Annotated in this window: 16 protein-coding genes and 2 pseudogenes; all 18 read right to left on the minus strand. The window is 47.7% G+C overall.

The window, feature by feature from the left end:
• The 18 genes and pseudogenes from LKD41_RS06550 to LKD41_RS06635 all read right to left on the minus strand — a co-directional run bounded on the left by LKD41_RS06550 (position 1) and on the right by LKD41_RS06635 (position 22,449).
• Complete coding sequence (locus LKD41_RS06550; protein ID WP_173728704.1) at positions 1-324, minus strand: hypothetical protein; 324 nt, start codon at positions 322-324, stop codon at positions 1-3.
• 31 nt (positions 325-355) lie between these two features.
• A pseudogene (locus tag LKD41_RS06555) lies at positions 356-658 on the minus strand (DUF3848 domain-containing protein); the annotation flags it as partial.
• A 93-nt stretch (positions 659-751) separates the two neighbouring features.
• Positions 752-1,381, minus strand: a complete 630-nt coding sequence (locus LKD41_RS06560; protein WP_191868110.1) for a CatB-related O-acetyltransferase — start codon at positions 1,379-1,381, stop codon at positions 752-754.
• Positions 1,382-1,469: 88 nt separating this feature from the next.
• Positions 1,470-1,904, minus strand: coding sequence for a GNAT family N-acetyltransferase (locus LKD41_RS06565; RefSeq protein WP_173728700.1), 435 nt, complete (start codon positions 1,902-1,904; stop codon positions 1,470-1,472).
• 23 nt (positions 1,905-1,927) lie between these two features.
• Positions 1,928-2,311, minus strand: coding sequence for a GNAT family N-acetyltransferase (locus LKD41_RS06570; protein WP_055194945.1), 384 nt, complete (start codon positions 2,309-2,311; stop codon positions 1,928-1,930).
• 63 nt (positions 2,312-2,374) lie between these two features.
• Positions 2,375-2,794 (minus strand): nuclear transport factor 2 family protein, encoded by a 420-nt coding sequence (locus tag LKD41_RS06575; protein WP_155219394.1) that lies wholly within the window; start codon positions 2,792-2,794, stop codon positions 2,375-2,377.
• A 17-nt stretch (positions 2,795-2,811) separates the two neighbouring features.
• Complete coding sequence (locus tag LKD41_RS06580; protein ID WP_173728698.1) at positions 2,812-3,438, minus strand: alpha/beta fold hydrolase; 627 nt, start codon at positions 3,436-3,438, stop codon at positions 2,812-2,814.
• A gap of 136 nt (positions 3,439-3,574) precedes the next feature.
• On the minus strand, positions 3,575-3,886 hold the full coding sequence (locus LKD41_RS06585) for a DUF6664 family protein (RefSeq protein WP_155219387.1): 312 nt from the start codon (positions 3,884-3,886) through the stop codon (positions 3,575-3,577).
• Positions 3,887-4,041: 155 nt separating this feature from the next.
• Positions 4,042-11,508: a DEAD/DEAH box helicase family protein gene (locus tag LKD41_RS06590; RefSeq protein ID WP_349225237.1), complete on the minus strand. Its 7,467-nt coding sequence runs from the start codon at positions 11,506-11,508 to the stop codon at positions 4,042-4,044.
• Positions 11,509-11,837: 329 nt separating this feature from the next.
• The gene (locus LKD41_RS16035; protein WP_173728694.1) at positions 11,838-12,191 is read right to left on the minus strand and encodes a TnpV protein; all 354 of its coding nucleotides are present in this window, start codon (positions 12,189-12,191) and stop codon (positions 11,838-11,840) included.
• A gap of 1,137 nt (positions 12,192-13,328) precedes the next feature.
• Positions 13,329-13,976: pseudogene (locus LKD41_RS06600) on the minus strand (hypothetical protein); the annotation flags it as partial.
• 23 nt (positions 13,977-13,999) lie between these two features.
• Positions 14,000-14,254 carry a hypothetical protein gene (locus LKD41_RS06605; RefSeq protein ID WP_173728689.1) on the minus strand — a complete coding sequence of 85 codons (255 nt, stop codon included), beginning with the start codon at positions 14,252-14,254 and terminating at the stop codon, positions 14,000-14,002.
• 18 nt (positions 14,255-14,272) lie between these two features.
• The gene (locus LKD41_RS06610; RefSeq protein ID WP_055282132.1) at positions 14,273-14,584 is read right to left on the minus strand and encodes a hypothetical protein; all 312 of its coding nucleotides are present in this window, start codon (positions 14,582-14,584) and stop codon (positions 14,273-14,275) included.
• A 152-nt stretch (positions 14,585-14,736) separates the two neighbouring features.
• Complete coding sequence (locus LKD41_RS06615; protein ID WP_173728687.1) at positions 14,737-18,993, minus strand: SpaA isopeptide-forming pilin-related protein; 4,257 nt, start codon at positions 18,991-18,993, stop codon at positions 14,737-14,739.
• A gap of 68 nt (positions 18,994-19,061) precedes the next feature.
• The gene (locus LKD41_RS06620; RefSeq protein ID WP_173728685.1) at positions 19,062-19,727 is read right to left on the minus strand and encodes a hypothetical protein; all 666 of its coding nucleotides are present in this window, start codon (positions 19,725-19,727) and stop codon (positions 19,062-19,064) included.
• Between the two features lie 244 nt (positions 19,728-19,971).
• On the minus strand, positions 19,972-20,925 hold the full coding sequence (locus tag LKD41_RS06625; protein WP_173728683.1) for a ParB/RepB/Spo0J family partition protein: 954 nt from the start codon (positions 20,923-20,925) through the stop codon (positions 19,972-19,974).
• The gene (locus tag LKD41_RS06630; RefSeq protein ID WP_227700745.1) at positions 20,876-21,706 is read right to left on the minus strand and encodes a ParA family protein; all 831 of its coding nucleotides are present in this window, start codon (positions 21,704-21,706) and stop codon (positions 20,876-20,878) included. The genes LKD41_RS06625 and LKD41_RS06630 overlap by 50 nt, the downstream gene beginning before the upstream one ends.
• Before the next feature lie 563 nt (positions 21,707-22,269).
• Entirely contained in the window at positions 22,270-22,449 is a 180-nt protein-coding gene (locus LKD41_RS06635; RefSeq protein ID WP_055194971.1) for a hypothetical protein, read from the minus strand.
• Between the last annotated feature and the right edge of the window lie 9 nt (positions 22,450-22,458).

A 22,458-nucleotide genomic window follows, 5' to 3' on the forward strand; every position in this document is an offset into this window, starting at 1 on the left:
TCAGATCTTCCCTTTCCTGAGAAGCTCTGCGACTTTCTCAATGGAATCTTCCATATCTTCAACTTCGGCATTCATCAGCCATTCGTCCCAAGACAGCTCCAAGACATTTTTCGTTTTCATAAGGGAACTTACCATTTCAGGCGGAAGCTCCGTATTCTCCACATAGTCGTACAGCTCGCACATAAAGGCAAACTGCTTATCATTTGTGATGATTGTGACCTGCGGCTGGCAGAGATACCGCTTCACATATCTGATCAATTCTCTTTCAAGCTGGCACTGCAACACCAGCATATCCGCACGGATTGTTTTTAATTTACACACCATTTTCTCACCTGCTTTCTCTGTTTTTGTCTCGTTTGAGCACATCATTTGCCCTCGTTTCGATGGAATCACGAATGGTATCCATATGCTCCACTTCTCTGTCCCTGAACTCTTTATAGACATCGTCAAGAGGGCAAGGGGAACGAAGCAAAGCCTTTGCCTGTTTCGGAGAAAGCTCCAGTTCTTCCATACACATCACGATGTCCTCTCTCATCGTGTACTCGTAGGTATGATTCAAAATTTCCTCCGGCGGCTGATTAAGCAGCCAGTCTCTGTACTTGTCCTGCTCGGCTTTCATCTTATCGTAGAGCAGGGCGTTGTAGTCTGTTTCGCCCATAAGCGAACACCTCCTTAAACAAAAATATAGCCGCCTGATTTTTTGTAAAAACCAAGCGGCTATGTAAAGGTATTTGTTATTCGGTAAGTCCCATTACTTTAGATCATCAATACTTCCTGTTTGAATGGCGGAAATATTTTTTTTAATTTTTTCATCCGACCAATCCCACCATCTAATACTCAATAATGATGATATGGTATCTTCAGAAAATCTCTTTCGGATTTGTCGTGCGGGTATACCGCCTACAATCGTGTAAGGCGGCACATCTTTCGTTACTACTGCACGAGTCCCAACGATTGCTCCGTTACCAATGGTAACACCGGACATAATAACAGCTTCATATCCAATCCATACATCGTTACCGATAACAATGTCTCCCTTATTATCCCACGAATCTGTCACATTGCTTTTGTCCAGTTCCCATTCTTCAAAAAACAATGGGAAAGGGTAAGTAGACAATGACTTCAAAGTGTGATTAGCACTTGTGAAAATAAACTTCGCACCACACGCAATAGAGCAAAACTTTCCAATAATTAGTCTGTCGTGATTGATTGGATAGTGATACAAAACATTGTTTTTTTCAAAATCCGTTGGAGCATTTACAAAATCATTATACATCGTATAATCGCCAACAATAATATTAGGATTTTTTACTACGCTTTTTAAGTATACCGTTTGTTTGTCCCCGGTACGAGGATAGATTTTTGTCTCCGAAATAGTCATTATTAACCTCCTGATATTTTATTTTAGACTATTTCGGTTACTACAATACAACGCTTCACCTACAAACCACCTCTTTCAAACCAATCGTTCATTTTATAAATTGCATAGGTGTATATCGCATACCATCCGAAAGTTGCTCCGTATCGGTATCTACGAAACCCAGTTTATGATAGACCGGAACTGCATACGGAGAAGAATTTACTGTAATGGTTTTGCTTGAACTATTTTCTCGTAGGAAGTCCCACAACTTTCTACCAATGCCTTGTCTTTGATACTGTGCTTTCACAAAAAAGCAACAGATATGCTTCCGGTTTTCGTTTGTTGCGATAACTCCCTTTAGTTCTTCTTCGTCATAAGCGCCCCAAAATTCTAATGTTTTGATGATCTCTTTGTTCTCAATAAAATCCTGAAACGACTTAACTCCTTCTTCAGAATAATCGGGAGCCTCAAATTGTAAAAAAGTTTGCCAAATCAAGTCAATGGCATTTGTAATTTGAGTATCATCTATTTTTTTGACTTCCATACTAAGCACCTCGTAAATTTTCGTTATGACCGTTCCTTTTCGATCACATAGGATTGCAAGCTTCTTTTGCAACCATTCTTTTCGTAAAACTTTTCTATCCCCGGCTGCGCTCCAAAATACAGCATAGTAGGGGTATTATCCTTTGCAAGTTGCAAGAGTTTACTGCCGACTCCCTGTTTTTGATATTCAGGAAGGACGAGCAACTCTGTAATCGTACCGAAATAATATCCGTCTGTAAGAATACGCAAGCAGCCAATCAGTGCCTCATTTTCATAAGCAGTAATATTGATTGTCTGAGACAATGCACACTGTGTTTTTTCAATATCATAATTGCCTTGCCATACTTGTTTGACGAACGCAATAAAGGTAAATGCGTCCAGTTTTTTATCATCTACTATATATTCCATCTTTCTGTCTCCATATTTCCTTTATTAAATTCGTGACGGAAATCTACCACGATAATCAACATATCAAAACCAATTTGCCTTTTCATCTCTAAATCGAGGTTGATCGCCATATTGATACGGATTATAGTTATTACGGTTGCAGCCAAATTCTTTTAAAGACTTAATTTTGTTATCATCCGTCCACTCTACAAGTGAAATGCCGTCAAATTCTTCTATGCTTCCAGCGTTCATTTCATTTTTGAAGTACCATTCCACGATAGTCTGATTACCTTTATGGAAAAACTGCTTAATGTCCCAAATAAGGACTTTTCCCCGTGTATTCCACTCATTAAACCAGTGCTTAACAGTTTTGCGATCCTGATATTTTGGACTCCAGCTTTCCGTATAAACCACATCTTCTGTAAAAATATCATCTATGCCCAAATCCTGTTGTTTCAGCCACATATCAAACCATAACCGGATAATTCTTTCTCTCTCATTCATTATTAAAAACCTCATCTCTACCTCTCTGCCCAAAAGTCTTGCAAAACACGAACTAACTCATTCGGATTATCTTTGTTTACTTCGTGACCGGAAGCTTCCACAATGACCAGCTTGCTGTTTTTCATTGCTTCGTGAAACCGCTTAGCACTCTCCATATTCGTTTTATCCTTTGCGCCGCAAAGAATAAGGGCGGGACAATCAAGCGCTGTCGCCGAATCCATAAAATTGAGATCAACCATTGATTTGCTCAAACGAATAAAATCTTTTTTGCTTACGCCCATATTCTGAAATACGGCTTTGGGCATAAATCTAAATACAATATTTTGAAATTTCAGCAGTCCTTTCGGTATCTCAAACGGCGTTCCGATCAAAACAAGAGAGTTTATTTTTTTCGGATACTGGATAGCATAATTGAGCGCAAGCAGACCGCCGAGGGAAAGCCCGCAAAGATTTAGTTTGTCTTGGTAAGACTCGCACAGCTCGCTGAATGCCTGATATACTGTGGGATAGTCTAATTTCCTGCCTTTTGCAAGGTCAAATAAATCAGGAGCGACAGAGGAAATTCCCCTCGTTTCCAACTCATTTTTAATGGTATCCCAATCCTTACTGTTTTGTCCCAAGCCGTGAATCAAAATATTTTTCATAGGAAAATAACCTCAGTTTTCTTGACATTGACTCTCAAAGAGCCACTTTATTATATCACAGCACTATGTCTTTTTCCACCTTGCCGTGATAGATATAGCCGCCTGATTTTTGTAAAACCAAGCGGCTATGTAAGTTTTATTCTACTGTTTTTTTGATTTCCATTCCGTCCATCAGCCCCCGCATATAACAAATGCGGTATTCTTCCAATACAACATTGTTTTCTGCAAGCAGGTACTGGATTAAAAGTTCGCATTCTTCTTCGGTAAGAGCAGATGGCTTTTCCAAATCCAAGACAGCATTGAGTTTCTCGTTTTGATGTTTAATCTTTGCCGCCTTTTCCTTTGCAGCCTTCAATTTCTCATCACGGGAACGGGCTTTAGCGATTACCTGAGACAGCATACTTTCAAGATCGCTTTCAAACAGTTTGATAGAACAGTTTTCTTCCATCGGGTTTTACCTCTTTTCTTTATATGATGTCTCATATTATAAAGACAAATCATTGCCCGCACAAGGAAGCCACAGTTCTATTTTTACTGACACAGCAGTTCAGAGAACTTACTATGTAAAAGCGGTATGAGACTTCTCCCATACCGCTAAGAAGGTTATCGCTCATAAGCTCTTTCCTTTGAAACGGGTACGCTGTCGCCCTCGTCCGGCGCACCGTCCACCAGTTCATTTTCCCGCTTGTCTACATTGAGCAAGCCGTTAAGGACATTGAGCCGATTTGTCTTTTCGGTCAGTTCTTCTTCCTTGTCAAACGGTTTTTCCACCTCTGCTTTCGCAGTAACGAATTGCTGTTCGAGGGTTGAAAGCTCCCTGCTTTTTGCCTCCAGCCGTTCAGGGATTTTCTCAATGGCATTGTCGATTCGGGTAATGTTGCCGATAGCGTCCGTGCCTAAAGAGACGGAACGGGAAAGGCTGCCCTTGATTTTTACCTGATAGGCTTTCTCAAAGGTATCAAAGGAAAGCTCCAAATCAAAGCCTCTGTACTTGCCGAGAGGGATGGGATCAGGCGAAGTCATTTCCTTGCAGGCGTCAATGATTTTCTGTCCGCCTTCCGCTTTTTCGGAATAAGAAACACCCTTAACCTCAATCCCTACAAAGGTATCGTCCAGAGGCTTCGGGTGTTCTTTTGCAAGCGATATGTCTTTTTCCAGCCCCGCAATCGTCTCTTTCGTCCGAGCGATTGTTGTCGGGTAGTATTTGATGATCTTGTCCTCCAGCTCATATTTTTCGGAGAGATAGTTGGACTTCAAAAGGCGCAGCTTCTGCACCTGAATATCCAAATCCATTTTCTCTTTTATGTGCGGATTGTCCGCCGCAAGCATTTTGATCTCCGCATAAGAAAGAGCAGTAGCGTCCACATCTTCACAGGAACGCACGGGAGATTTGCTTGTCATAATCTGACTTGCGAATTTCTGCTTGCCCTCAACGAGCTGCCAGCAGTATGCGTCAAAAGTCCCTTCCGTAACATATCGGTACAGACCGACCTTCAGGTTTTCGTTGCCCTGCCGCACCGTCCGTCCGGCACGCTGCTCCAGATCGGCAGGTCGCCACGGGCAGTCAAGGTCGTGGGAAGCAATAATCTTGTTCTGCACATTCGTACCTGCGCCCATTTTCTGCGTGCTGCCCATCAGGATTCGCACTTCGCCACGGCGCACTTTTTTGAACAGCTCCTGCTTTTTCGTCTCAGTATCCGCCTCGTGGATAAACTTAATTTCCGATTCGGGAATACCACGCTCGATCAGCTTCTGTCGTATATCCGTGTAGACGGAAAACTCGCCTGCACCCTTTGGAGTGGAGAGGTCGCAAAAGAGGAGCTGCGTCAGTTTTTTATCACTGTTTTCCTCCCATATACGGAACACCTCGTTTACGCAGGCGTTGACTTTACTGCCTTCCTCATCGGGTAACATTGGATTCATCATTCGCTGGTCAAGGGCGAGCTTCCGCCCATCGTTTGTGACTTTCAGCATATTGTCCACGCTGGAATCCACATTGCCGCCCCTTATCTTTTCGGCTCGTTCGCCGAGAGAGGCGACCATATCTTTTTGCACCTGCGACGGCTTCACGGCGATGTTGTGATACTCCACTTCCGGTACGGGAAGATCGAGCATATCCGCCGTTTTGATGTCCGCCACCTGCTTGAACATCGCCATCAGTTCAGGCAGGTTATTGAATTTCGCAAAGCGTGTTTTCGCTCTGTATCCTGTTCCTTCGGGTGTAAGCTCAACTGCCGTGACCGTCTCGCCGAACATCGACGCCCAAGCGTCAAAGTGCTGTAAATCGTGTTCTTGCAGCGTCCGGTACTGCAAATACCGCTGGATCGTATAAAGCTCTACCATTGAGTTCGAGATCGGCGTACCCGTCGCAAACACAACGCCACGCCCTCCGGTAATCTCATCAAGATAGCGGCATTTCATAAAAAGGTCGGAAGATTTCTGCGCTTCCGTCTGAGCGATACCGCCTACATTCCGCATTTTCGTGTAAAGATACAGATTCTTGTAATAATGACTTTCATCTATGAAAAGCCTGTCTATACCAAGTTCTTCAAAGGTTACGACATCATCCTTTCTTGATTGATCGTTCAGCTTTTCCAGCTTCGTTTGCAGGGATTTTTTCGTCTTTTCAAGCTGCTTGACCGAAAAACGGTCGCCACGGTTTCGCTTTATATCCGCAATCCCTTCGATAATATCGTCAAGCTGCTGCTGTAAAACAGCCCTCTGCCGTTCAATCGAAATTGGGATTTTTTCAAACTGCGAGTGACCGATAATCACAGCGTCATAATCGCCCGTGGCAATCCTGCCGCAGAAGCGTTTTCGGTTTTTCATCTCAAAGTCTTTCTTCGTAGCGACCAATATATTCGCCGCCGGATAGAGCTGCAAGAACTCCGCCGCCCACTGCTCCGTCAAGTGATTCGGCACGACAAAGAGGGATTTATTGCAAAGTCCGAGCCGCTTGGATTCCATAGCGGCAGCAGTCATTTCAAAGGTCTTGCCTGCACCCACGGCGTGTGCTAAGAGGGTATTCCTGCCGTAAAGGATATGGGCGACCGCATTTTTCTGATGTTCCCGAAGCTCAATTTCGGGATTCATTCCACTGAAAATGATATGGCTTCCGTCATACTCACGGGGACGGATACTGTTGAACTTGTCGTTATACAGCCGCACCAGCTTTTCCCGTCTTGCGGGATCACGCCATACCCAATCCTGAAAGCCCTGCTTGATCAGCTCCTGCTTAGACTGGGCGATAGCCGTTTCCTTTTTATTGAGAACAGCTTTCTTTTTGCCTTCATCATCTTCCATATAGTCAAAGACACGCACATCTTTCATATTGAGCGTATCTTCGATAATTTTGTAGGCGTTTACCCGCTTTGTGCCATAGGTATTATAGGCTTTCAGGTTTCCACGGTCGTAGGATTTTCCCTCCACATTCCATTCGCCTGTCAGCTTTGAATAATGGACTTTGATGTTCCACTGTGCATATCTGGGCGTATCCAAAAACTCGTACATAAACTGCTGTGCGATTTCTTCCGGCAGCCAAGTCGTGCCGAGCTGCACGAAAATCTCGCTGGCAGTCAGGTCTTTCGGCTGTACCTTTTCGAGCGCTTCCACATTGATTTTGTAATCTTCGGGGTAGACCTCTGCGGATTTTTTCGCCCAAGCGAGCTTTTCTCTCACATTGCCGGAAAGATATTCGTCTGCCATCAGGTACTTTCGCTCGGTGCTGTTTCCGTAGCCGTACATCGGGTTTAGGAAGATAACGCCCTTTAATTCCTCATAGATTTCCTGCTCGGTCTTGCCCGTAAGGGAACACATATATTCCATATCCACACAGGCTTTTTCGCCCATAGATACAGCAAGCGCTTCGCTGGCGGTATCCACCGTGGTAACGGGTGTATGGGGCTTGATCGTCCGCTTCGTGAACATATCCGCCTTGCGTTCCAGCTCCCCGTTTTCGTCCAGTACCTCCAGTGCGGAAAGCAGGGCAAAGGAGCTGTCCTGCGAAAAAGCGGACACATTCGCACGGGAATTGATCAGCCCGTACTTTTTGGAAAAGGTGTCGTAAAGCGCATTTAGCTTCTGCTGTTCCTTTTCGATTTCATAATCGGGATAATCGGCAATCTGCATTTCAATCAGGCTGCGGACACAATCTCGAATGACAATCATACCCTTAATGCGGTTTTCTGCCGTAGCGGAACACTCCACCGGCGTCATTCGGGAATTTTCACGGTAATAGATTTTATCGTCCACAACCGTATAGGAAAAGTTGCGGACTTCGGGATCGGCGGGAATGGAATTATCTTCTTCGGTCAGTTCCTCGTCCACCTCGTAATCCGTAATCTCTGCGTGGATATTGGAAATGGCTTCGTCCAAAAGCTCGGCAAGGTCGGCGTTTTCGTAAGGGACAACGGTATCTTCCTCGCCGAATCTGCCGGATACGGTTTTCCATTCACCAAGTACCATTTCGGGATGATCGACGAAGTAGGCGTTCATCTTCACGCCGTTTTCATCGGTGTTCAGGTGTACCCATTCAGGCTCAAGGTCAATAAGCCTGTCCCGCTTCTGTAATATCAAAATATCCGAAACGACCTCCGTTCCGGCGTTTCCCTTAAAGGTGTTGTTCGGCAGTCGGATTGCGCCGAGAAGGTCGGCTCTCTGTGCGATATACTTCCGCACGGCTGGATTTTCCTTATCCATTGTGCCTTTGCTTGTGATAAGCGCCATCACGCCGCCCGGTCTGAGCTTGTCTAAGGACTTCGCAAAAAAGTAGTCGTGGATTAAAAAGTTATGCTTGTTATACCTCCTGTCATTCACTCGAATATCGCCGAAAGGCACATTTCCGATCACAGCGTCAAAAAAGCTGTCGGGGATATTTGCTTCCTCAAACGGCTGCGTCGCTATCGAGGTTTTCTGATAAAGCTGCTGTGCGATACCCGCCGAAATCTTATCAATCTCCACGCCGTAGATTTTGCTGTCCTGCATAGACTGGGGCAGCATACCGATAAAGTTGCCGATACCGCAGGAAGGCTCTAAGATATTGCCCTCCCGAAAGCCCATCTGCTCCATTGCCTTGTAGATCGAGGAAATGACAACGGGCGGGGTGTAGAAAGCGGTCAGGGTGCTTGCCCTTGCGCTTTCATACTCATCGGGAGAAAGGGCGGTATAAAGCTCGATAAACTCGTCCGCCCACGAGGGATTATTTTCATCAAATGCTTCTGGAATACCGCCCCAACCGACATACTGTGATAGTATCTCCTGTTCTTCGGGCGTTGCAAAGCGATTGTCAAACTCACATTCCTTCAGCACATTGATTGCTGCCATATTTCTGCGGAAGCGTTCTTTTTTGCCTGTTTCCGGAACTTCGTGGGAAGCAAGGTCAAAGGTGTGCCGTTCGGACAGCGGGATTTCAGGGTGCAGATCAAAGGTCTGTACCCGTGAGCGCTTCGGCTGGCTGAAAGTAGGTGTGAATGGCTCGGCTTCTTTCTGCTCAGGCTGTTCGACAGAATTTTGTTCTGCTATTTCAATTTCCTCATCAGACAGATACACAAGATCGTTAAAGGAAAGGCTCTGCAAACTCCTTTCGATCATATCTTCAAGAGAAGAAAACTGTTCGCTCCTGATAACTTTTCCGTCTACAAGGGTTTCAAGCCGGTAATCCACAAGATTAACTCTCGCCTGAATTTCGTGCTTATCATCTTCGGTTGTCGTATAAGCAAGCTCCACATTGGAAAGGTCTGTGTAATCCGCACCCTCGTCACGCTCAAACTCCTCACGGCAATACTCATCTATGAGCGCTTTTGCCGTATCCAGTTCGGAAACAGATTTCTTGACCTGTTCCAAGTAGTCGTTTGCCTGCCACTCGCTCTTAAACTCCTCGCTGACGCCCTCATCGTCGATATAGATCGCTTCCGTCAAATCGTCCCAAATGGCATAACCATCATCGGTTTCAATGACGAAAAATCTCTCGTCGGGCGGGAGCGTATTTTCTGCCGCCCTGTCGTTTGCAAGATAGGGCGAATCAATGATTTCTACGCCTTTCGGTTGCGGATCAAGGCTGCTGATAAAATCCTGCGGTATAGTGTTCCCGTCTTTATCCTTATAGAAAACGACGGTAAAAGGAACACCGTAGTAATTTTCTTCCTTTATATCCTTTTCAAACTGATAGGGGCTGGTATATTCAACGCTTTCCCGCACCGTCCCGTCCGTATGCAGATAGTCAATCCTGCCGACCGGCTGCGACTGCACCGGATCTTCCTTATTGGTCGATACGATGTTTCGGGTGCTGCGCTCTCCGCTTTCCAAAGAGCAGACCGCCACATCAAAGCCACGGTCAAGCAGCATATTGACATAGGTTTCCAAGCGGTTTGCCGGAAAGCCGCACATCTGTGTTCGCTGATTGCCGCCGATAGAACGGGACGCAAGATTCAGCTCCAGCGCTTCGCTTACGGTCTGTGCGTCCGCACCGTAGGCTTCAAAGAAATCGCCCATCTGATACAGAACAAGGCTGTCGGGATTAGCACTCTTGATTTCGCTGTACGCACGATAAGTGTCCGTAAAGCTGCTGCGCTCGTTCTGCTGAACAAGCCGCATAAAGTTGTCCTTGCGCTCCAAACGGGGCTGCGGATTTTGCACAGAGCGATCCATCAGCTCCACATTCCAGTCATCTACCCGTGTGATTTCAAAAGGCTTTCCGTCCAAATACACTCTGTCGCCGACTTTATAAGCGGCAGAGAATAACGATTTTTGCTGTTCCCGTGCTGCCGCCTGCTCAATCCTTGCCACTACATCTTCGGGCAGACCGTCCACATAGTAATGGATTTCGCCCTCGCTGCTGATATGGGCAATCGTTTGGTAGTCGCCGTTTTCCTCAACGGCTCTGTTCCAGACGGTAAGACCGTTTCCAAGATACCCCATACCAATGTCAAAAGCAGGCGCTTCAGCCGGATCAGCTTTTTCCTCCGGCTGAAGGTAATCGCCGAGTCCTTCGCTTCGGACAGCCTGAATATAATCGTCTTGCAGGATAGTGTCGGGCGTGACAACTGCCAAAACCTTGTTTTCCATATCCTCCTCAAAAGAGTAGGACGGGCTTAGATCACGGGGTGTAACATAAAACTTTTTAATATCCCCGTCGTAGCTCTGAACAGCCTGCTGGAACTTCCTTAAATCCCCGGCAGTAAAAATCTCCTGCGTTACCCAATACATCTCATCGCCGTTTACCAAAGAAGTTTCTTTGAAACGCATATGGTGGGGAATGAGCTTTTCAAACTCGATAGAATTGAAACGAGGCTGCTGCTCTGCAACCGCCGCCTGATTCGTTACCTTCAGGTGGTCGTTCATCGGGTTTTCCCGCACTTTGCTGTCAAACTCTGCTCTCTCCAATTCCTTTTGAAACAGCGGATACTGCATATCGTGAAGAACGACACGCTTATCATCAAAAGCAAGAATTTCGTATTCGTCAGCGCCGATATATACCGTATCGCCGAGATGATAGGCATACTGCGCCTCCTGCTGCGGCTCGTTTTCAGCCGCCTGCACCGATTCCCGTTCGGGTGGAGCAGTGGAGAGGATTTCACGGTTTTTCTGTTCTTCGGCAAGTTCGGCTCGGCGTTCCTCCTGCTTTTCAAGCCACTGCGGGTAAATCTCTTTTTCCTTTGGATTGAGATAACGGTCGAGGCGTATCAGTTCGGCAATCCGCTTCTCTACCTGATTCCAATTCAGCCGGATATGCGGCTTATCGTCCCCAATGCCTTTTGAGATCAAAATGCCTTTCCCGTCGTGCTGCTCGTCAATGCCTGCGCCGACAATAACAGGATAAGCGCCGCCCCAACCGTATTCGTCTTTCAGAAAATCGGCGTTTTCCTTTGTGGACAAGCTTTTTTCAAACTGCTCATAGATACGGAACTTTCCCTCAGATATGCCGCTCCCACGGGTGAGAACAGCGTCGATAATCTCCTGAGAAAAAGAAAAAGCAGAGGTTTTTTCCTCTGCCTGCATATCCAAAAAGTTCAGTTGTCCATCTACGGAAGGTAACGGCTTCATCGTATCCTGCAATTCGCCGAGCAGCCGCATTGCTTCAAAATGCTGTGCGATTACGCCCCAATCATAGAAGCTCTGCTTTGTGCGGGACAGATAGCTACCCTCCCAAAGCTGAAGCACATTCTGCCAAGTTTTGTACCCGACTCGCCGCCCGTCGCTCAAAATCAGTTCAGTATAATCGTTATTGAAAATACCCTTGATATATTCGGTACGGGCGGCGTTATCGGGATTGCTTTCATAGAAAGCACGAATTTCCTCTTTCGAGGCTTTCAGGTGGGGCGTTGTACCGAGGATTTCACGAATGGTATCGTCCCCGCCGAAAAACGGCAGGCTCTTATCTTCGTTGCTTCGGTCGTAGTAATCTAAGCGAAGATGACCTCCGCTTTCACGATTTCCTGCACTCTGTTCCGCAGATTGTTCATTCCCTGCACCCACTTCATCATATCCGCTGCTTTCAGGCTCTCGGTCAAGCCCTCCTGCACCGCCATCTGCTTCATCAGGGTTTCTTCCAGCTTCATCGCTGTCTGCTCTGTTTCCGCCAAATGCTGTGTCAGGGTGCAGCTCGTCAGAAGATTGTAATACCGGATTTTGTGATGTTCTTTGAGAAATTTCCGTCTCATCTGAGCGTACCTGCCCAAAGTTACCTCCGGCTGCTCCGGCATTGTCAGATCGGGAAGATTGTAATCGCCCTGCATTGTATAAGTCAGCTCGTTCATTTTCAAAGCTCCTTTCGCTCTTATTTTCAGCCTTATTGTATTCCGGTTTCTCTCTGTCCGCAATGATGCGATTTTGCCTTTCAAGGGCAAGAACAGTACGGGAGATTTCCCCAAGCCCCATCTCCGCAATATCGCTTGACGCAATACCGAGGGCGTTTAAGGCTTCCGGCGTATTGAAATTTGTAATGACAGAGAAATCCTCCGCTTCAAAAAACGGCTCGGTATCTATCCCAAGCCTTGTCATCATCATATACGCCACGCTGTTTGTTACCGCTTTCTTATACATAGCGGTAATCATATCTTCCGAAAGACCGTAGAGGAAGCTGTCATCTGCGGCATACATCAGATCGCCCAGATAGTCGGGGATATTATCCTCCACGGCGTTTTTAGCGGCGCTCAGAACTGCGTCCGCAAGGCTTTCCCTGTTTTCCAGCTCGCCGAAGGTGTTTTCAAGGGATTCGATCACATCGTCCGTATATTCCGGCTTCATATCCCAAATCGGAACGGGGCGGGAGTAGCGGCTTGCGTGGGTATCGGAAATATCGAAGTAATGGGTTAAGCGCTGCCTGCTCCGGTCGGCGTCCTCAAATACGGCGATACCCTTTGCGCCACGGTTTACCCAACGCCCGAATTTGTCGTTCCAGCGCTCGATCTCCAGCACTGCCGTTGCGTCCGGTCTTTGGGCGTAGATGAGAAGCTGCTCGTCAAAGCGCAGACGATAGTTCCGGCAGGCGCAGCGCAAAAAGGCTTGCCAGTTCTGAACATCGGACACAACAGCGTGTGCGGTACGGCGGTACAGCTCGGAAATCAGGTCGTACTTTCGTGCCATCGGTTATGCACCTCCTATCTTTCATAGTCTTTCTGTTTCGGTCTTACGGGGATACCGTTTTTATCATAGCTTTTCGGATCGGCGGCAGGGGTATCCCAACCAAACATTGAACCTGCCTTCATCGCCTCTGCCTGACCTTTTGACAAGCCGAGCTTTTTGTTCATCTCATTCACAAGGGCGTTTGTTTCACTGGGCTTGCCGCCCTGAATATCCGTGCGGTAAAATCCGCTTTCGCCCTTTTTGACAATGCCGACGCAGTTTTCCGTCTGCACGAACACATAGCACTGCTCCGGCAGAGAAGAACGGAGCGGAATCACGGTATTGCCGTTTTGCTCCATCCGCTCGGCAAACTCGCAGATATGGTAGAGGTTGCTGCCAACCTCTAAATGATAGTCGTCAATATATCGGCAGGTGCGGTCAAGCTGTTCCCCGTCGCTTAAAGTGATCCTGATTTTATCTCCATCGGGGATTTTGAATTTTTCTTTGTAATCCGGCGTGATAAAGCGGATTCCACGGCTCGCCTTTTCCATATGGCGGTCAAGCCATTCCCGCACATAGCAGTAGCAGTAAAAATTGTAGTCCCCACGGGCAGGATTACACCGTATCAGGAAGCTGTGTTTTTCGGTATCGGCACGGAAACCGTACTCGGTCGCATAGTTGCCCTGAAAGGCGCTGTCGGGATATTTCGCCGCATACTGCGCCATAGTCGTGCGGCTCTTTAACAGCCCGTATTCTTCCGAACGCAGGGCGTTGATAACCTCGTCCAGCTCGCTTTTGAACTCGTCCGTTTTCAAATCCCGCCTGTGATCAAACCAAGAGGAAAAGAACTCTTTGCCGCCTGCGCCGAAATCGCCACGAAGATACCCGATACTTCCGGTCTGTCCCTCGATCTGCGTACTCTGCCTGTAAGTGTATTTCTGCTCGTCCGTATGAAGCGGTCGGATTGTAAAAGCCATTTCTGTCTGCTCCTTTCCTTTGCCTAAATCGTGTTTTCCTCTGACTTCTGCTCATCATCAGCGCCTCCCAAATAGGAAAAGAGCCTGTTTTTTGCGATCTGCTCCTGAAGCTCTGTGATAACCGTCATATCGGAAACGGATATATCGGGAATTTTCAAAATGCTTTGCAGGCTCAGCGCCTTCAAATCCTTTTCGGTTTTACAGCCGGAATCATAGAGCTTCGCCAGCACCTTTACTTTCTGCTGCAAAGCGGTGTTTGCGCTTTTCTTCGCTGCCATTTTCTTTTACCTCCCATCTTAGCTTTTAGCGTAGTCGGAATAGACACGCTGCATTTTGTGTCTTGCCCTGCGTACTTCGGGGGAGCAGCCGAGTTCAGGATATTTTGCCTGAATCTTCTGTCTTGTCCTTCGGATACTCTCAAAGCAGGGGATACCGTAAGCCTTATAATTGCTCATCACATCTTCAAAGCTGAAATGGCTGATACCGTGGGTATCATAAATACACGCCTTGCTGACGAGCAGATACAGCTTCATATCGTCATTTCGTGCTTCGGGGTGTTCCTTTAACACCGCAAGCACTCGGTTTTCAATCGTTTTCAGGTTTCTCATTTAAGCCTCCCAAAATAGAAAAAGGGGCGGAGTTTTTAAGCCCCGCCCCCGCAGAAGTTCTTACTTTTTCTTTCTGTTACGGATCTGCAAAAAGATAAAGCCGCCTACGATAAAGACGACCAGAGCAATTCCGATAATCGCTTTCAGTTCCATTAGTTATCCTCCTTCTTCTTTTTCTTAAAGCCGATGATACCGCAAGCCGCAATGCCTGCTACCGACACACCCGCAAGGACAAGCCAAAGACCGAGCTTGCTGTCATCTCCGGTTTTCGGCGTATCTCTCAGCTCGTTGTGCATTTCAACGACCGTGGTAGAGCCTGTCTGTACCGCAGCCTCCTTGTCGGCAGGCAGGATATACATAGCGGAAGCCGAATTGTTCACTTCGGAAATCTTGTACTCGCCGATCCGCAGTCCTTCAAGGAAAATCTCGCCGTTTTCGTCTGTTTCAAGGGTAACATCATAGCCGTTTGCTCCGGTAATGCGGAAAGCAAAGCCTTCCACCTTTCCGTCAGACGATGTTTTCACGATTTTCAGGTTTCCACGCATAGGCTCGTTTGCGAAGCCTTTGCCCTCTGTGTTTTCCACCTGATAGGTCTTACCGTCCGTGTCGATAAATACCTCATACACGCCCTCGTCACGGATATACGAATCCGGGCTTGCTGATTCCAAAATGAAGTAGCGCCCATAGAGCAGATCGTTCATTTCATACTGCCCGATTTCTTTTTCGGTCAGTGTGCCGATCAGTTCGTCCTCGCTGTCCAGCTCGCCGTTGTCGTTGGAGTCCTTATAGACCTCAAACACAGCGCCCGTCAGCTTCGTATCGGTATATTCAGCGTCCACCTTCGTAAGAGCGATATTGCCACGCACCAGCTCATTGACGATTTCAATCTCAACGACTTGCTCATTCTCTGAGATATTCACATCATAGACGGTATCGTCAAGCACGAATCCGGTCGGCTGCTTGATCTCACGGATATACCAGTTTCCGTAAGGCACATTCTCAAAGGAGAAGCTGCCATCGTCGCCGGATACGGCGGTCATCAGGGCGTTTTCTTCGGTAAACTCCACATCATCGCTCTTAAACAGACCAATGAGCGCACCGCCGAGTCCCTCGCCGTTCTCATCAACCTTTTTGCCGGAAACCGATCCGTAGATCAGCTTGTTTTCCATCGGCTCGCCATTATTCACTGCAATCGCTACCGTTGCAGTTTCCTGTCCTGCATATTCAAATACAACGGGATATTTTTCGCCGTTGAGCTGATAATGCTCGTCTGTCGCCAGTTCTTTGACATAATAGCTGCCCAAAGGCAGGTCAGTCCCTACGGTCGCCCTGCCGTTTTCATCAAGCGTGATGATTTCAAGCAGACCGTCTTTCGGAATGGAAGTGCCGCTTGCGGATACAAGCTCCTCATCGGCGAACAAGCCGAAGCTGATATTTTTGATTTCTCCGTTATTGCCGATACCAAACAGCTCGTTTGTCTCCAGCGCTTTTTCAAGGCTGACCTCAACCTTCTGCCGTTCATTGACGAAGGAAGTCGCCGTTTCAGTCACGGCTACATCCTGTCCGGCGTAAATGAGTTCTACGGTATGGACTTCACTGCTCAGCACCATTCCATAGCCTGCCTTGACCTCTTTTACCTCATATTTTCCGAGATAGAGTTCCTTGCTTTTTGCAAAGCCGGTTTCATCGGTCGTAACCGTATCGACCAGCTCGCCCTTGCTGTACCTCAGCGTACCGTCTGGCGTTACCACATCTTCGGCGGCACGGATTTCATAAACGGTATCGGGAAGCCCCTGTGTTTCATAGATCGGTTGATAGATAACGGGAAGCTCCTGCCCGTTTTCATCTGTCCCGCCGCTTACCAAAACGCCGAAGAATACCTCGCCCGTCTTTTCAATGCTGATCGTGCCTTTCTGCGGCATATTGGTCTTTTCAACTTTAATCACTGTTACCCCGCTTTCCTCAGAAGAATTTTCTTCCGTTACATCAAAATAGACGGGTGTGGAATCAAGGACATATCCATAAGGACTCTGTACCTCAACGATAGAGTAGCCCTGACCGTATGGCAGCTTTTCCGGCGTTACGAGCGAGCCGTTAGCGTCGGTATAGAAAGTGTCAACGGTTGTCGGGGTAGGATAGGTAAACTCCATCGTGATGAGATTGCCGGACGGATCGTAAATCTGGAATCCTGCACCCGCATAGGGAATGGTCTTGCCCGTTTCTGCGTCCACCTTGACTACTTGGATATAGCTTTCAAAATTGCTGTTGTTAATCAAATAGCGGTAAGTCTGGGCGTCCTTTGCGATGAACACATCAAAATCATCCATCAGCTCCCTGCCTTCCCAGCCGGATACCTGATGGACGGTATATGTGCCGTAAGGCATATCCTTTGTCTGTGCAAAGCCGTTCTCATCGCAGATGAGCGTATCACGCTCGGATTCCTTTGCGTTCGCAAAAGAGCCTGCGGACTTGAGATACACTTCAAAAACTGCGCCTTCTTCGGGCGTTTCAATCTGCGTCTCGCCATCGTCCGTATGTTTGATAATGGCGATATTGCCCTTGATGACCTGTTCCGTTACATCATTTGCGGTCTGGTTATGCTCAATGGTATAAAGCTCCGGCTCTGCGCCGACCTTATGGACGGTCGGATCGAGCAAATAGCCCTCACTCGGCTCCAGTTCCTTGATTGTCCAGTCCGCACCGCAGATATATTCTTTTGTGGTAAACTGACCGTTTTCATCGGTATAGTATTCATCAATGAGCTGTTCGCCCTTGAAAATCCCGTATTTTGCTCCCGCAAGAGAGGCGTTTCCCTGAGCCGTTCCCGTCTCAGCGTCGCTCTTGGTCACGGTAACGGTAAACTTCTTCAGGATATTCGTGAAATTGCGGGTAGTGACCTCGTTCCACTTGACGGGTGCGCTCTGATCTGCGGGAATGACATAACGGATTGCGGTATCCACTTCCTCAATGGTGTACGGCGTTGTGCCGCTGATCAGCACATCTTCAAAGGTCGCCACACCGTTTTTATCCGTAACCGCATACTCGTCCACGGCAATGCCGGAGAGCGATGTGCCGTAAAGGTGGAAGGTCACGCCCTCATTGAAGTTATCCTCCGAGGATTTGATAACCTCAATATCGCCACGCTTCAGGGTATTGTTGAAGTTGACGGTCGCAACCTGCCCCGCAACTACGGTTACTCTGCGGGACTCCTGCGGCTCGTATCTGTCATATTCCTGCTCGGTTACGGTATATACTCCGGGCATTAGGTTATCGACCTGAATCTGACCGCCGTTTTCTGTCTTAACGGTTTTATCAATGCCGTTGCCCTGAATACGGAAGGAGATACCATCAACTTTTCCGTCCTCGCTGGTTTTGACGATCTTCGCCGAGCCGTAGGAAACCTTTGATTTAAGAAATCCCTTAACCGGATCATTGACCGTCTGAGCGTAGGTTACGGTATCCTGCACACCGCCGTTTGGTCCATAGATACCGTCCGTCCAAGTGATAACGCCTTTTCTCTGCGCCGTTTTCTCTGCGGTAATCGTCAGCCCGTCGCTCGGCGCTTTCTCGGCAGTAATCGTCAGCTTGTTTCCGCTTACGGAGAACTGAACGCCCGAATCATTGGACGAAAACTTATATCCCGAAAGGACATTGTTGCTGTCCGTCAGCGTAACCGTGTACTTAGAGCCATCCCATTCAAGCTCGATTTCCTGTGCGCTCCCCGGTGTTTTGGAAAGGAAGCTCGGCAGCTTGGAATGCTTCTGCACACTTGCCGCCATTGAGTTGTAGTAGCTCATAATCTTGTCGTAAAGAGGGTGGTTAGGACTGATCTGATCCAGAACAGCGTCCTTGCCGCCTGTGCTGACCTTGTTGAAGTTCTCGTCACGCTCACCGATCACGGTTTCCCAAATGAGAAGCTGTGTAGCGACTGCGTGAGCCAGCTTATCGCCGCCCTCGTTCTGAGAACGCCACGAGGTTGAGATGGTTCCCGTGTAGCCGTACTGGAAGATACGACCGATGAACAGCTTAATATCGTCAGGAGAAATGGTGCTGTTATAGGACGAAGGGTAGTTGTCCCAAAAATCCTCGCCCTTTTTGGTAAAGCTGTCTCCGGTCTGCTGCGGGACGCCGATCTCAATACAGTAGCAGATATTTCCCGTATATGATCCCATCGCACGGACGGTTGTATAACGGGAATTGCCTGTTTTCCAGCCGTTCATAAAGGTAAGGCTTCCGTGTCCCCATTCGGCGTTGTAATTCGAGTCCCCGTCACGGGGATACGAGATAAGGTACACATCGTCCGTTTCCTCTGCGGCATAGGCGGTCGTACCAATCCCTACAAGGGAAGTCACGCACATCAGCGCCGCAAGAAACAGCGACATAATGCGTTTTGGTTTCTTAATTTTCATCTGAAATCCTCCTTGAAATGAAAAAACGCACCGTTTTTTCGGTGCGTCCTCAAAATGGAATATTTAATTTAAGCGTAGCCGATATAGATGTCGTAAAGTCCGTCAGAGACTTCCTCCGCCCAAATCCATACGGCTGTGATTTCTTCGTCAGCCTTGTACCGATCCAAGCGGCTGTGAATATCCCTTTCAAGATATTTGCAGTGCGCTCCGGCACGGATCGGATTATCCCAACAGTAAATTGCCTCGCTGTCTAACAGAAGTCCCACGCTCTGAGCGTAGCCTTTTGCAAAGGAAATCCAGTAGTCAATGTCAAAGTCAGTTTTAGTTTCGCTCGGTGTTTCTTCCGTTTCAGGCGGCGCAGGCGTTTCGCTTTCTTGTGGAATATCCGGCTGCGGTGTGGATACGGAATGTTCGGTTTTGTCCGCTTTATCGGGTTGTTCGGCGGGCTGTGCCGCCTGCCCGGTTTCAGAAACAGTCTGAGGCTGTTCGGTGCAGACCGTATCCGTTTTCGTCGTTTCTTCCTGCTTTTCCGTCGTTTCTTCCTGCACGGCTTCAGGCGTTGTTTCAACCTCCTTGCTTTCCTCTCCCGCAGGCGCTTCGGATTCAGGGGTGCTTTGAACACTCTCCGAAAAAGAAAACGGCTGCGGCTTATCTTCATTCAGCGGGGCATTGTTGCAGCCTGCAAGCACGACCAGCAAAAGAGCCGTTAAAAAAGCGATTGTTTTGATTTTCATTGCGCTTCACTCCTTTTCTGCCGCCATTGTAATGCGAAACAGCGTTTCAGGCAAAGGTGTGAAACAAAGGGTAATCTTACATCATAGGGCATACCTCCTGTGTTTTGGAATGGTGCGTTTTCCTGAGATAGATTGAGTTAGGTGAGATAGCTGTAATCAGGAGAGATAGATTTATTCTTTCGGATAGTCAGGTAGTTTCAGGGGTTGGAGTGTGAGGAAGGGGAAGAAAAAAACGCACTCCGCCTTACCTGCTGTCACGCTCGGCACGGTTACGCAGAAACTTGTTGTAATGCTCCAGCGCCTTGCAGACATACTCCTCCGTTTGGTTGATGGGGATATTTTTCGGGATCAGGCTTCGCACCCTGTCCCCACGCAAAACAATCTTCTCACGCTGATTCGGCTTTTCCTCGCTCATAATCGCAGAGATCGCCTCCGTAGTCAGCTTGCCTTCTTCAAAAAACTTCCGCATACGGATTGCCTGATCGTGGGACGGGGTACAGTCGTTTAGGTCGATTTCGTCCACCAAATCCCTCTGGCAGTCCTCGTTCAGATAGGACAGCTCAACGGCGGGGCGCATTTTAATCCTGCCCTCGTCCACAAATTCAAGCAGTTCGGGAACAAGGTTTGTAAGGCGGATATATTTTCGGACTTGTTCGTGACTTTCGCCGCTTTCTGCGGCAATAATTTCACGAGTGGTCTTGCCACCGAAATTCTGCAACAGTGTTGCAGAATTATTTTTACTCGGTCTGCCTGCCTGTCTTTTCATAGCGTCCAGCCGCATTTTATATGCGTGAGCTTTCTCCGAGGGAAGTATCTGCGACCGTTGAAAGTTGCTTTCGACCATTAAAATCGTAGCTTCATCACGGTCGAGGTCTACCACCTCACATCTGAGCGTTTCAAATCCGGCAAGCTCGCAAGCCCTTTTTCGCCTGTGTCCTGAAATAAGCTCGTATCTTCCGTCCTCCTTCTGCCTTACGGTAGCGGGAGTAATCACGCCACGCTCTTTGATACTTTCCACAAGCTGAAACATATCCTCATCTTCCCGCACCTGAAACGGGTGATCGGGGAAATCGTCGATTTCCTCAAGCGGAATATCCCTGATTTTTGACAGCTTCGCTTCGTCCCTTTCCTCCTGAGAGGAAAACAATTCATCGAGCGTGTTCGTGGGCAGCGTGAAGTCGCTCTTTCTGCCTGCCATCGGCTAACACCTCCTTTGTGAAACTGGCGTAAGCCTTAGACACCGGACTGTTCGGCTCATAGGCGTAGATACTTGTCCCTTTAGAAGATACCTCTGCGGCTTTTACGGCTGCCGGAATCATTGATCTATATATCCTGATATGGCTGCCGAAATTCTCCCTGAGCGCTTCCACTGTGCTTTTCGCAAGATTTGTCCTTCCGTCCACAAGCGTCAGAAGAATACCGTCGATTTTCAAATCGGCGTTTGTATGTTTCCTCACTTTCGCAATCGTCCCCAAAAGCTGCGTCATTCCCTTAGCGGGAAGATACTGCGCCTGAACGGGGATAATCACGCTGTCCGCCGCCGTTAGAGCGTTAAAGGTAATCATACCCAAGCTCGGCATACAGTCAATAAGGACATAATCGTACTTGTCTTTTACAAGGCTCAGATAATTCTTCAGGACGCTTTCTCGGCTCATCGCCGTTACAAGCGTCATTTCCAATGACGATAGGCTGAGATTGGACGGTACAAGGTCTACCTTCTCTTTATGTTGCAGGATACCGTCAAAGGGATTTTGCTCCTGCTCCGATATGATTGCCTGAAGCTTCTCTGTCAGCGTTACGGAAAGGCTGTCGCTATCCCTCCAGCCGAGACAGGTCGTTAAATCTCCCTGCGGATCAGCGTCAATCAGAAGCACCTTTTTCCCTTGCATAGCAAGTCCAATGCCTAAATTAACCGTAGTCGTGGTCTTGCCCACACCGCCTTTTTGATTGCATACCGCAATCGTCTTGCAGTTTGACATCTCCGGCTTTACCTCCTTTCATAGATTTCACAGCCTGCCTCAATAAGAGGCGGCTATGTAAAGACCGCAGCATTTGTTCTCAACACCCCCTGCGGAAAGCGATTTGCTTTGTACGGGAAGCACTAAGGTTACGGTTTGCGAAACCGTATCATAGGAATCTCACCTCTGCCGGGTACTCCGCCAGCTCCGTAGAGAAGTATCATTATCATTCTGACTGTCATTGCCGTTTCAGTAGCAAGCTGAATTTCAGGTCGGGGATTCTCGCTCGTTCTCCGTATATCAATAGGAAAAGTCACGGCGTACCCACCTTCGGGCTATTCATCAGAACTAATGTCCTTAGCGCCTGTCTATTCAATTTTCAAGGTACTTTGAAGGGGGAAATCCCCTGCGGGAAAATAACCCCTTCACTCATTTGGACAAAGGGGGGCAAAATGCACACCCAAAATCGCCCCTTTTCCGAAAAAAATTTGAAAAAAATTTTTTGACCTTGAAAATTGCCCTAAAAACGCAAAAAAGCCGCCTGCTTCTCCGTAAAGAAACAAGCGGCATAACTGCGGTTTTATTCAGATGTATTGCACGGTCATCTTTTTCTTTCGTGCTTTTGTAAATTTGATAAGGACATCATCTACTGCGTCCGTATATCTGCCTTGTGCTATCAGATTATTTTTAAGGGCGATTAACGCCTGCAAAACCTGTCCGTACTCCTCGTCATCAAGATAGATATGAAATTGTCTGTCTTTCATCAAATCGTC

The sequence above is a fragment of the Roseburia sp. CLA-AA-H209 genome (genome assembly GCF_020687575.1).
In the GTDB taxonomy this organism is placed as follows: Bacteria; Bacillota; Clostridia; order Lachnospirales; family Lachnospiraceae; genus Roseburia_C; species Roseburia_C amylophila.

What these genes read in the sequence shown, in the direction of transcription:
- LKD41_RS06615 (WP_173728687.1), bottom strand. Translation starts at nt 18,993, where the DNA reads ATGAAAATTAAGAAACCAAAACGCATTATGTCGCTGTTTCTTGCGGCG.
- LKD41_RS06560 (WP_191868110.1), bottom strand. Translation starts at nt 1,381, where the DNA reads ATGACTATTTCGGAGACAAAAATCTATCCTCGTACCGGGGACAAACAA.
- LKD41_RS06620 (WP_173728685.1), bottom strand. Translation starts at nt 19,727, where the DNA reads ATGAAAATCAAAACAATCGCTTTTTTAACGGCTCTTTTGCTGGTCGTG.
- LKD41_RS06630 (WP_227700745.1), bottom strand. Translation starts at nt 21,706, where the DNA reads ATGTCAAACTGCAAGACGATTGCGGTATGCAATCAAAAAGGCGGTGTG.
- LKD41_RS06565 (WP_173728700.1), bottom strand. Translation starts at nt 1,904, where the DNA reads ATGGAAGTCAAAAAAATAGATGATACTCAAATTACAAATGCCATTGAC.
- LKD41_RS06575 (WP_155219394.1), bottom strand. Translation starts at nt 2,794, where the DNA reads ATGAATGAGAGAGAAAGAATTATCCGGTTATGGTTTGATATGTGGCTG.
- LKD41_RS06625 (WP_173728683.1), bottom strand. Translation starts at nt 20,925, where the DNA reads ATGGCAGGCAGAAAGAGCGACTTCACGCTGCCCACGAACACGCTCGAT.
- LKD41_RS16035 (WP_173728694.1), bottom strand. Translation starts at nt 12,191, where the DNA reads ATGAACGAGCTGACTTATACAATGCAGGGCGATTACAATCTTCCCGAT.
- LKD41_RS06605 (WP_173728689.1), bottom strand. Translation starts at nt 14,254, where the DNA reads ATGGCAGCGAAGAAAAGCGCAAACACCGCTTTGCAGCAGAAAGTAAAG.
- LKD41_RS06610 (WP_055282132.1), bottom strand. Translation starts at nt 14,584, where the DNA reads ATGAGAAACCTGAAAACGATTGAAAACCGAGTGCTTGCGGTGTTAAAG.
- LKD41_RS06635 (WP_055194971.1), bottom strand. Translation starts at nt 22,449, where the DNA reads ATGAAAGACAGACAATTTCATATCTATCTTGATGACGAGGAGTACGGA.
- LKD41_RS06580 (WP_173728698.1), bottom strand. Translation starts at nt 3,438, where the DNA reads ATGAAAAATATTTTGATTCACGGCTTGGGACAAAACAGTAAGGATTGG.
- LKD41_RS06590 (WP_349225237.1), bottom strand. Translation starts at nt 11,508, where the DNA reads ATGCGGCTGCTCGGCGAATTGCAGGATACGATGAAGCCGTTACCTTCC.
- LKD41_RS06550 (WP_173728704.1), bottom strand. Translation starts at nt 324, where the DNA reads ATGGTGTGTAAATTAAAAACAATCCGTGCGGATATGCTGGTGTTGCAG.
- LKD41_RS06585 (WP_155219387.1), bottom strand. Translation starts at nt 3,886, where the DNA reads ATGGAAGAAAACTGTTCTATCAAACTGTTTGAAAGCGATCTTGAAAGT.
- LKD41_RS06570 (WP_055194945.1), bottom strand. Translation starts at nt 2,311, where the DNA reads ATGGAATATATAGTAGATGATAAAAAACTGGACGCATTTACCTTTATT.